Source organism: Citrobacter sp. S55_ASV_140, assembly GCF_018919505.1.
Classification (GTDB): Bacteria; Pseudomonadota; Gammaproteobacteria; order Enterobacterales; family Enterobacteriaceae; genus Citrobacter; species Citrobacter werkmanii.
Window position 1 is genome coordinate 1 of the sequence record NZ_JAHLQZ010000149.1, and the last position, 10,525, is coordinate 10,525.

Here is a 10,525-nt window from a genome sequence, read left to right on the forward strand (position 1 = left end):
GTTATATGACGGCGGCGTAGAACACCTGTTGTGTCGACATGAGCAGGGCGCGGCGATGGCGGCGATTGGTTATGCTCGTGCTACGGGTAAAACCGGTGTTTGTATCGCTACGTCCGGCCCAGGCGCGACCAACCTGATCACCGGTCTTGCCGATGCGCTGTTAGATTCTGTCCCCGTTGTGGCGATCACCGGCCAGGTTGCATCACCTTTCATCGGAACGGATGCGTTCCAGGAAGTGGACGTTCTCGGTATGTCTCTGTCTTGCACCAAGCACAGTTTCCTGGTGCAGTCACTGGAGGAACTGCCGCGCATCATGGCAGAAGCTTTCGACGTGGCGAACTCTGGTCGTCCGGGCCCCGTTCTGGTCGATATCCCAAAAGATATCCAGTTAGCCAGCGGTACGCTGGAACCGTATTTCACGACCGTCGGAAACGTAGAGACTTTCCCGCATGCTGACGTTGAGCAGGCGCGTAAAATGCTGGCTCAGGCGCAAAAACCCATCCTGTACGTAGGTGGTGGCGTGGGTATGGCGCAGGCGGTCTCTGCCCTGCGTGAGTTTATCGCGCTTACCCAAATACCGGTCGCTTGCACGCTGAAAGGCCTGGGCGCAGTAAACGCGGACTACCCGTACTATTTGGGCATGCTGGGAATGCACGGTACTAAGGCGGCGAATTTCGCGGTGCAAGAGAGTGATTTACTGATCGCAGTGGGCGCACGTTTTGATGACCGGGTAACCGGTAAGCTGAATACTTTCGCGCCTAACGCCAGCGTCATCCATATGGATATCGACCCGGCGGAAATGAATAAGCTGCGTCAGGCACACGTCGCGTTGCAGGGCGATTTAAATTCGCTGTTGCCGGCATTACAACAACCGCTGAAGATCGACGCATGGCGTCAGTCCTGTGCAGAGCTGCGCGCAGAACATGCCTGGCGCTATGATCATCCGGGTGACGCTATCTACGCGCCGCTGTTGTTAAAACAGCTGTCTGAACGCAAACCAGCAGATAGCGTGGTGACGACGGATGTTGGTCAGCATCAAATGTGGTCCGCGCAGCATATGACCTACACCCGCCCGGAAAATTTCATCACCTCCAGCGGTTTGGGTACGATGGGCTTTGGCCTGCCAGCTGCTGTTGGCGCGCAGGTGGCTCGTCCGAACGATACGGTAATCTGTATCTCCGGTGACGGTTCTTTCATGATGAATGTACAAGAACTGGGCACCGTAAAACGCAGGCAGTTGCCGCTGAAGATAGTCTTACTCGACAACCAGCGCTTGGGCATGGTGCGACAATGGCAGCAGCTGTTTTTCCAGGAACGTTATAGCGAAACCACCCTTACCGATAACCCCGATTTTCTCATGTTGGCCAGCGCCTTCGGCATACCTGGTCAGCACATCACCCGTAAAGACCAGGTTGAAGCGGCACTCGACACCATGCTGAACAGCGAGGGGCCATACCTGCTTCATGTCTCAATCGACGAACTTGAGAATGTCTGGCCTCTGGTGCCGCCTGGCGCCAGTAACTCAGAAATGCTGGAGAAATTATCATGATGCAACATCAGGTCGCCGTTGAGGCTCGTTTCAACCCGGAAACGTTAGAACGTGTTTTACGCGTGGTACGCCATCGTGGTTTTCAGGTGTGCTCCATGAATATGGCAGCCGCCAGCGATGCGCAGAATATAAATATCGAATTGACCGTTGCCAGCCCCCGGTCGGTCGACTTACTGTTTAGTCAGTTAAGTAAGCTGGTAGACGTTGCACATGTTGCTATCTGCCAGAGCACAACCACATCACAACAAATCCGCGCCTGAGCGCAAAAGGAAGAAAAATGACGACGAAAAAAGCTGATTACATTTGGTCTAATGGCGAGATGATTCGTTGGGAAGACGCGAAGGTTCACGTGATGTCCCACGCTCTGCACTACGGTACTTCTGTATTTGAAGGCATCCGTTGCTACGATTCTCACAAAGGGCCGGTGGTGTTCCGTCATCGTGAACATATGCAGCGTCTGCGTGATTCAGCCAAGATCTACCGTTTTCCGGTCTCTCAGAGCGTTGATGAACTGATGGAAGCCTGCCGCGAAGTGATCCGCAAAAACAACCTGACCAGCGCCTATATTCGTCCGCTGGTATTTGTTGGCGATGTTGGGATGGGCGTTAACCCGCCAGCGGGTTACACCACTGATGTAATCATCGCCGCGTTCCCGTGGGGCGCATACCTCGGCGCAGAAGCGCTGGAACAGGGGATCGATGCGATGGTTTCTTCCTGGAACCGCGTTGCGCCGAACACCATCCCTACGGCTGCTAAAGCGGGCGGTAATTATCTGTCTTCGCTGCTGGTGGGTAGCGAAGCGCGTCGTCATGGTTATCAGGAAGGTATTGCGCTGGACGTGAATGGCTACATTTCCGAAGGCGCGGGCGAGAACCTGTTTGAAGTTAAAGATGGCATTCTGTTTACCCCGCCATTTACCTCTTCCGCGCTGCCGGGTATCACCCGTGATGCCATCATTAAACTGGCGAAAGATCTTGATATCGAAGTGCGTGAGCAGGTGCTGTCCCGTGAATCGCTGTACCTGGCCGACGAAGTGTTTATGTCCGGAACCGCGGCGGAAATCACGCCAGTACGCAGCGTAGATGGTATTCAGGTAGGCGAAGGCCGCTGCGGCCCGGTCACCAAACGCATCCAGCAGGCCTTCTTTGGCCTCTTCACCGGTGAAACGGAAGACAAATACGGTTGGTTGGATTCAGTAAACCAATAACAATATTAATATTTCCCACAAATAGTTCACGTTGCAGGAAGACGGCAACGCAGCAAGTCCCAGGAGCTTACTGTAGTTAGTGACCGGGGTGAGCGAGGCAGCCAACGCACCTGCGGCGTGAAGTATGCAGGGGAAAGACAGACGGGAGTTAATCAAGCATGCCTAAGTATCGTTCTGCCACCACCACCCACGGCCGCAATATGGCGGGCGCCCGCGCACTGTGGCGCGCCACCGGGATGACCGACGCCGACTTCGGTAAGCCGATTATCGCTGTGGTGAACTCCTTTACCCAGTTCGTGCCGGGTCACGTACACCTGCGCGATCTCGGTAAGCTGGTTGCCGAACAAATCGAAGCCTCAGGCGGTGTGGCGAAAGAGTTCAACACCATCGCGGTGGATGACGGTATCGCTATGGGCCACGGGGGCATGCTTTATTCACTGCCGTCCCGCGAGCTGATCGCCGACTCCGTTGAGTACATGGTTAACGCCCACTGTGCCGACGCGATGGTCTGCATCTCCAACTGCGACAAAATCACCCCCGGTATGTTAATGGCCTCGCTGCGTCTTAATATTCCAGTGATCTTCGTCTCTGGCGGTCCGATGGAAGCCGGGAAAACCAAGCTTTCCGACAAAATCATCAAGCTCGACCTGGTTGACGCGATGATTCAGGGCGCAGACCCGAAAGTCTCCGACTCGCAGAGCGAGCAGGTTGAACGTTCCGCCTGTCCGACCTGCGGCTCCTGCTCCGGGATGTTCACCGCCAACTCGATGAACTGTCTGACCGAAGCGCTGGGCCTGTCACAACCGGGCAACGGCTCGCTATTGGCCACTCACGCCGACCGTAAAGAGCTGTTCCTCACCGCAGGTCAACGCATCGTTGAGCTGACCAAACGTTATTACGAGCAGGATGATGCCTCGGCGTTGCCGCGCAACATTGCCAGCAAAGCAGCGTTTGAGAATGCCATGACGCTGGATATCGCCATGGGTGGTTCCACTAACACCGTTCTGCATCTGCTGGCGGCGGCGCAGGAAGCGGAAATCGACTTCACCATGAGTGATATCGACAAGCTGTCTCGTAAAGTGCCGCAGCTGTGTAAAGTGGCGCCAAGTACGCAGAAATACCATATGGAAGACGTTCACCGCGCCGGCGGCGTCTTGGGCATTTTAGGTGAGCTGGATCGTGCTGGGCTGCTGAACCGCAACGTGAAAAACGTCCTTGGTCTCTCTCTGCCGCAGACGCTGGAGCAGTACGACATCGCTGTCACCCAGGATGAGGCGGTCAAAAAAATGTTCCGCGCTGGTCCGGCGGGCATCCGCACCACCCAGGCGTTCTCGCAGGATTGCCGTTGGGATACGCTGGATGACGATCGCGCCGAAGGCTGTATCCGCTCGCTGGAGCACGCTTACAGCAAGGATGGCGGTCTGGCGGTGCTGTACGGCAACTTCGCGGAAAATGGCTGTATCGTAAAAACCGCAGGTGTTGACGACAGTATTCTCAAATTTACCGGCCCGGCGAAAGTCTACGAAAGTCAGGACGAGGCGGTTGAGGCTATCCTCGGCGGTAAAGTGGTCGAAGGCGACGTGGTGGTGATTCGCTACGAAGGGCCGAAAGGCGGGCCGGGCATGCAGGAAATGCTCTACCCAACCACGTTCCTGAAATCAATGGGTCTCGGCAAAGCCTGTGCGCTGATCACCGATGGCCGCTTCTCCGGCGGCACCTCCGGCCTGTCTATCGGCCACGTTTCTCCGGAAGCGGCCAGCGGCGGCAACATCGCGATCATCGAAGACGGCGATATGATTGCTATCGATATCCCGAATCGCGGTATTCAACTGCAACTGAGCGATGCGGAAATCGCCGCCCGTCGTGAAGCGCAGGAAGCCCGCGGCGATCAGGCGTGGACGCCGAAGAACCGTGAGCGTCAGGTCTCCTTTGCCCTTCGCGCCTATGCCAGTCTGGCCACCAGTGCCGACAAAGGCGCGGTGCGCGATAAATCGAAGCTGGGAGGTTAATGACCATGGCGGATTCACAACCCCTGTCCGGTGCCCCTGAGGGCGCCGAGTATCTCAGAGCGGTGCTGCGCGCGCCGGTATACGAAGCAGCGCAGGTAACGCCGCTACAAAAAATGGAAAAACTCTCTTCGCGCCTCGATAACGTGATTCTGGTCAAGCGCGAAGACAGACAGCCGGTGCACAGCTTCAAGCTGCGCGGGGCCTACGCGATGATGGCAGGCCTGACTGAAGAGCAAAAAGCGCATGGCGTCATTACCGCATCGGCCGGTAATCATGCCCAGGGCGTGGCTTTCTCCTCTGCGCGATTAGGCGTGAAGGCGCTGATTGTGATGCCGGTGGCGACCGCGGATATCAAAGTCGACGCCGTTCGCGGCTTCGGCGGTGAAGTTCTGCTGCACGGCGCTAACTTTGATGAAGCCAAAGCCAAAGCGATTGAGCTTTCCCGGCAGCAGGGCTTTACCTGGGTACCGCCGTTTGATCACCCGATGGTGATTGCCGGGCAGGGCACGCTGGCGCTGGAGTTACTTCAGCAGGATGCTCACCTTGACCGCGTGTTTGTGCCGGTGGGTGGTGGCGGGTTAGCGGCGGGCGTGGCGGTGCTGATTAAACAGCTGATGCCGCAGATCAAAGTGATCGCTGTCGAAGCCGAAGATTCAGCCTGCCTGAAAGCGGCGCTGGATGCCGGTCATCCGGTGGATCTGCCACGCGTCGGTCTCTTTGCTGAAGGTGTGGCGGTCAAACGCATCGGCGATGAAACCTTCCGTCTGTGCCAGGAGTATCTCGACGACATTATCACAGTCGATAGCGACGCTATCTGCGCGGCGATGAAAGACCTGTTTGAAGATGTACGCGCGGTGGCGGAACCTTCCGGGGCGCTGGCGCTGGCGGGTATGAAGAAATACATCGCCCAGCACAATATTCGCGGCGAACGTCTGGCGCATGTGCTGTCCGGCGCTAACGTGAACTTCCATGGTCTGCGCTACGTTTCCGAACGCTGCGAGCTGGGCGAACAGCGCGAGGCGCTGCTGGCGGTGACGATTCCGGAAGAGAAGGGCAGCTTCCTGAAGTTCTGCCAACTGCTGGGCGGGCGTTCGGTGACCGAGTTCAACTATCGCTTTGCTGACGCCAAAGATGCCTGCATCTTCGTGGGCGTGCGGCTGAGCCGTGGCGTTGAGGAGCGCAAGGAAATCCTTAGCCTACTCAAAGACGGCGGTTACAGCGTGGTGGATCTGTCAGACGATGAAATGGCCAAGTTGCATGTGCGCTATATGGTCGGCGGCCGTCCTTCTAAGCCGTTGCAAGAGCGCCTTTATAGCTTTGAGTTCCCGGAATCACCGGGCGCGCTGCTGAAGTTCCTCTACACCCTGGGAACGCACTGGAATATCTCGCTATTCCACTACCGTAGCCACGGTACCGACTATGGTCGTGTACTGGCGGCGTTTGAACGGGGCGAGAATGAACCGGACTTTGAAACCCGGCTCAATGAACTGGGCTATGAGTGCCACGACGAGACGAATAACCCGGCGTTCCGCTTCTTCCTCGCGGGCTAACGGCGGCCATAAAAAAAGGGTTCATGGAGACATGAACCCTTTTTTATATCTGAATCAGAGAATTACAGCGTGATGACTTCGAATTCGACTTCGGTGTTCACGTCCGCATCGTAATCCACACCGTCGAGGGCAAAACCGAACAGGTTCAGGAATTCCTGCTTGTAACCTGCATAGTCAGTTTCCTGCGTCAGGTTTTCGGTGGTGATCAGCGGCCACAGGTCGCGGCAGGCTTGCTGAATATCGTCACGCAGTTCCCAGTCATCCATACGGATGCGTTGGTTGTCATCCAGCGCCACTTTATCGCCGTACAGGCTGGTGGTCATCAGACGGTTGATCTGCTCGATGCAACCTTCGTGAATGCCTTGCTCTTTCATCAGCTTGAAGACCATAGAGATGTACAGCGGCATCACCGGAATAGCAGAAGATGCCTGCGTGATAACCGATTTCAGGACGGCAACGTTAGCGGAACCGTTGAGCGGTGCCAGCTGCTTACGCAGTTCACCCGCCGCGCGGTCGAGGTCTTCTTTCGCTTTACCCAGCGCGCCGTGCCAGTAGATTGGCCAGGTCAGGTCGGTACCGATGTAAGAGTAAGCCACGGTTTTCACGCCGTCAGCCAGCACGCCTGCTTCGCTCAGCGCGCCCATCCACAGTTCCCAGTCTTCGCCGCCCATCACGGTGACGGTGTTCTGAACTTCTTCTTCGGTTGCCGGCTCAATGCTGGCGGTGATGATCTGATCTTTGTTGGTATCAATCGCTTTAGAGGTGTAAACCTCGCCGATCGGCTTCAGCGCAGAACGAACGATTTCGCCGGTTTTCGGCATTTTACGCACCGGGGATGCCAGTGAGTAAACCACCAGGTCGATTTGGCCCAGATCTTCTTTGATCAGTTTGATAACTTCATCGCGGCACTCGTCAGAGAACGCGTCGCCGTTGATGCTTTTGGAGTACAGACCTTCACGCTTAGCGGCTTCATCGAAGGCGGCAGAGTTATACCAGCCCGCGGAACCTGGTTTGGTTTCCGTGCCCGGTTTTTCAAAAAATACGCCGATAGTGGCGGCACCGCTGCCAAAGGCGGCGGAAATTCTGGATGCCAGGCCGTAACCGGTGGAAGCACCGATCACCAGCACGCGGGAAGGACCGTTCTCAATTTTCCCGTTTTGCTTTACGTACTCGATCTGTTTTTCCACATTGACTTTGCAGCCAGTCGGATGGGTCGTTGTACAGATGAATCCACGAATTTTTGGTTTGATTATCATAATGATGGCTAATTAAGTTTGTATTTTCGCTGTCAAGTGCGCAATGACACCGTCTGTTCTGGCTTGCTTAACGACATGGTTAACAAGCCCCCCACATCTATTATGGCACGGGACATTATACAGAAAAGGAGTGCCAATACTGAATCTACCACTGATTTTAGGCCAGACGCTGGCGCTACTCGGCGATTTTACGCTCCAGCACAATCTTCCAGAAGGCATCGATCAGCGGCTCATGCAGCCGCTTTTTCGGCGCGCAGACGCCCAGTTCAAACGGCGTTTTTTCGTCGCTGCGCTCTAAAATCATCACGCGATTGCGCACCGGTTCCGGGCTGTTTTCCAGTACAACTTCCGGCAGCAGCGCCACGCCGCAGCCTAGCGCTACCATCGAGACCATCGCCTCATGGCCGCCGACGGTGGCGTAAATCTGCGGGTTACTGATTTTGTGGCGACGGAACCACAGCTCAATGCGACGGCGCACCGGCCCCTGGTCGGCCATGATAAACGGCACGGTTGACCAGTCGGGCTTATCGACGGAAACCTGATTGCGCACCGGGCAGGGCAGCGCCGGGGCGATCAGCACCACCGCCAGATTCTCCAGCATGGAAAACGCCACCGCGCCGGGCAGCGTTTCCGGCTTACCGGCAATCGCCAGATCGGCCTCGCCGGTGACCACTTTGTCCATGGCGTCGGCGGCGTCGCCGGTGGTGAGCTTAATTTCGACGGAGGGATGCTCGGCGCGAAAACGATCGAGAATCGGCGGCAGATGGCTATAAGCCGCCGTCACCGAACAGAAAATGTGCAGTTCACCAGAAAGTGATGGCCCCTGCTGATCGAGGGTGTGGCGCAGTTGCTGATACTGCAACAACGTTTGCTGGGCAAATACCCGCAGTTCTTCCCCTGCTTCGGTCAGCGTGACCGTGCGGTTATCACGCACAAACAGCGCCTGACCGAGGTCCTCTTCCAGTCGCTGAATTTGCCGGGAGAGCGTGGAGGGGCTGACGTGCATCGCCCGCGCGCTGCGGCCAAAGTGGCGGCTTTCCGCCAGATGCAGGAAGGTTTTCAGATCGCGTAAATCCACCGATTTCACCTCACGGCTTAACATTGCAGAAATTGCAACATGACGTTGTGAATATATCAATTTCCGCAATAAATTTCCTGTTGTAATGTGGGTACATTCTCGCAAAAGCGAACCGAACAATATACTCGTCGTCTTTCAAGTTGCAGATGCGTTGGCTGCGTCAGCTCACCCCAGTCACTTACTTGAGTAAGCTCCTGGGGATTCGCTGCCTTACCGCCTTCCTACAACTCGAAATCCATAGAGTAACGACACACAACATCACGGAGTACACCATCATGGCTAACTACTTTAATACACTGAACCTGCGCCAGCAGCTGGCACAGCTGGGTAAATGCCGCTTTATGGGCCGCGACGAATTCGCCGACGGCGCGAGCTACCTTCAGGGTAAAAAAGTGGTCATCGTCGGCTGTGGCGCTCAGGGTCTGAACCAGGGCCTGAACATGCGTGACTCCGGTCTGGATATTTCTTATGCCCTGCGTAAAGAAGCCATTGCTGAGAAGCGTGCTTCCTGGCGTAAAGCGACCGAAAACGGTTTTAAAGTGGGGACCTACGAAGAGCTGATCCCGCAGGCGGACCTGGTGGTTAACCTGACGCCGGACAAACAGCACTCTGACGTGGTGCGTTCCGTACAGCCGCTGATGAAAGACGGCGCGGCGCTGGGCTACTCCCACGGTTTCAACATCGTCGAAGTGGGCGAGCAGATCCGTAAAGACATCACCGTAGTGATGGTGGCGCCGAAGTGTCCGGGTACCGAAGTGCGCGAAGAGTACAAACGTGGTTTCGGTGTTCCGACACTGATCGCCGTTCACCCGGAAAACGATCCGAAAGGCGAAGGTATGGCGATTGCTAAAGCCTGGGCTGCGGCCACCGGCGGTCACCGTGCGGGTGTACTGGAATCTTCTTTCGTGGCGGAAGTGAAATCTGACCTGATGGGCGAGCAGACCATCCTGTGCGGCATGCTGCAGGCCGGTTCTCTGCTGTGCTTCGACAAGCTGGTGGCAGAAGGCACCGACCCGGCTTACGCCGAAAAACTGATTCAGTTCGGCTGGGAAACAATCACCGAAGCGCTGAAGCAGGGTGGTATCACCCTGATGATGGACCGTCTGTCTAACCCGGCGAAATTGCGTGCTTACGCGCTGTCTGAACAGCTGAAAGAGATCATGGCGCCGCTGTTCCAGAAACACATGGACGACATCATCTCCGGCGAATTCTCTTCCGGCATGATGGCTGACTGGGCCAACGACGATAAGAAACTGCTGACCTGGCGTGAAGAGACCGGCAAAACCGCGTTCGAAACCGCGCCGCAGTATGAAGGTAAAATCGGCGAGCAGGAGTACTTCGATAAAGGCGTGCTGATGATTGCGATGGTGAAAGCGGGCGTTGAGCTGGCGTTCGAAACCATGGTCGATTCCGGCATCATCGAAGAATCTGCTTACTACGAATCACTGCACGAACTGCCGCTGATTGCCAACACCATCGCCCGTAAGCGCCTGTATGAAATGAACGTCGTTATCTCCGATACCGCAGAATACGGTAACTACCTGTTCTCTTACGCTTGCGTACCGCTGCTGAAAGAGTTCATGACCACGCTGCAGACTGGCGATCTGGGCAAAGCGATTGCCGAAGGCGCGGTAGACAACGCGCAGCTGCGCGACGTGAACGACGCAATTCGCGGTCATGCTATCGAGAAAGTAGGCCAGAAACTGCGTGGCTACATGACTGATATGAAGCGCATTGCAGTAGCTGGATAAGAGGCTTCTGGAATCGCCGGATGGCGGCGTGAACGCCTTATCCGGCCTACAATAAAGTGACCATTATGTAGGCTGGATAAGCGTATCGCCATCCGATAAAAAAGCCCGGTGTTTAAACACCGGGC

At 56.1% G+C, this 10,525-nt stretch carries 8 protein-coding genes; 6 read left to right on the forward strand and 2 right to left on the reverse strand.

What is annotated here, in order from left to right; genetic code table 11:
- From ilvG to ilvA, 5 genes are all read left to right on the forward strand, one after another.
- On the forward strand, nucleotides 1-1,549 hold a 1,549-nt coding region (ilvG, locus tag KQJ18_RS17910; RefSeq protein WP_216422421.1), incomplete at its 5' end, for an acetolactate synthase 2 catalytic subunit.
- Nucleotides 1,546-1,809, forward strand: coding sequence for an acetolactate synthase 2 small subunit (ilvM, locus tag KQJ18_RS17915; protein WP_038634609.1), 264 nt, complete (start codon nucleotides 1,546-1,548; stop codon nucleotides 1,807-1,809). The genes ilvG and ilvM, both read left to right, overlap by 4 nt.
- Before the next feature lie 17 nt (nucleotides 1,810-1,826).
- Nucleotides 1,827-2,756, forward strand: a complete 930-nt coding sequence (locus KQJ18_RS17920; protein WP_003829030.1) for a branched-chain amino acid transaminase — start codon at nucleotides 1,827-1,829, stop codon at nucleotides 2,754-2,756.
- 158 nt (nucleotides 2,757-2,914) lie between these two features.
- Complete coding sequence (ilvD, locus tag KQJ18_RS17925; RefSeq protein WP_038634606.1) at nucleotides 2,915-4,765, forward strand: dihydroxy-acid dehydratase; 1,851 nt, start codon at nucleotides 2,915-2,917, stop codon at nucleotides 4,763-4,765.
- Between the two features lie 5 nt (nucleotides 4,766-4,770).
- The gene (gene ilvA, locus KQJ18_RS17930) at nucleotides 4,771-6,315 is read left to right on the forward strand and encodes a threonine ammonia-lyase, biosynthetic (protein WP_216422422.1); all 1,545 of its coding nucleotides are present in this window, start codon (nucleotides 4,771-4,773) and stop codon (nucleotides 6,313-6,315) included.
- A 62-nt stretch (nucleotides 6,316-6,377) separates the two neighbouring features.
- On the opposite strand, the gene fabV is transcribed toward ilvA, so the two are convergent.
- Together fabV and ilvY are read right to left on the reverse strand one after the other, a co-directional pair.
- Nucleotides 6,378-7,571 carry an enoyl-ACP reductase FabV gene (fabV, locus tag KQJ18_RS17935; protein WP_038634603.1) on the reverse strand — a complete coding sequence of 398 codons (1,194 nt, stop codon included), beginning with the start codon at nucleotides 7,569-7,571 and terminating at the stop codon, nucleotides 6,378-6,380.
- Nucleotides 7,572-7,746: 175 nt separating this feature from the next.
- On the reverse strand, nucleotides 7,747-8,673 hold the full coding sequence (gene ilvY / locus KQJ18_RS17940; protein WP_087856750.1) for an HTH-type transcriptional activator IlvY: 927 nt from the start codon (nucleotides 8,671-8,673) through the stop codon (nucleotides 7,747-7,749).
- A 251-nt stretch (nucleotides 8,674-8,924) separates the two neighbouring features.
- Here ilvY and ilvC point away from each other — a divergent pair, with 251 nt between their 5' ends.
- Nucleotides 8,925-10,400 carry a ketol-acid reductoisomerase gene (gene ilvC / locus KQJ18_RS17945; RefSeq protein ID WP_069325102.1) on the forward strand — a complete coding sequence of 492 codons (1,476 nt, stop codon included), beginning with the start codon at nucleotides 8,925-8,927 and terminating at the stop codon, nucleotides 10,398-10,400.
- The last annotated feature ends 125 nt before the right edge of the window (nucleotides 10,401-10,525 follow it).

What these genes read in the sequence shown, in the direction of transcription:
- ilvM (WP_038634609.1), top strand. Translation starts at nt 1,546, where the DNA reads ATGATGCAACATCAGGTCGCCGTTGAGGCTCGTTTCAACCCGGAAACG.
- KQJ18_RS17920 (WP_003829030.1), top strand. Translation starts at nt 1,827, where the DNA reads ATGACGACGAAAAAAGCTGATTACATTTGGTCTAATGGCGAGATGATT.
- ilvD (WP_038634606.1), top strand. Translation starts at nt 2,915, where the DNA reads ATGCCTAAGTATCGTTCTGCCACCACCACCCACGGCCGCAATATGGCG.
- ilvA (WP_216422422.1), top strand. Translation starts at nt 4,771, where the DNA reads ATGGCGGATTCACAACCCCTGTCCGGTGCCCCTGAGGGCGCCGAGTAT.
- fabV (WP_038634603.1), bottom strand. Translation starts at nt 7,571, where the DNA reads ATGATAATCAAACCAAAAATTCGTGGATTCATCTGTACAACGACCCAT.
- ilvY (WP_087856750.1), bottom strand. Translation starts at nt 8,673, where the DNA reads ATGTTAAGCCGTGAGGTGAAATCGGTGGATTTACGCGATCTGAAAACC.
- ilvC (WP_069325102.1), top strand. Translation starts at nt 8,925, where the DNA reads ATGGCTAACTACTTTAATACACTGAACCTGCGCCAGCAGCTGGCACAG.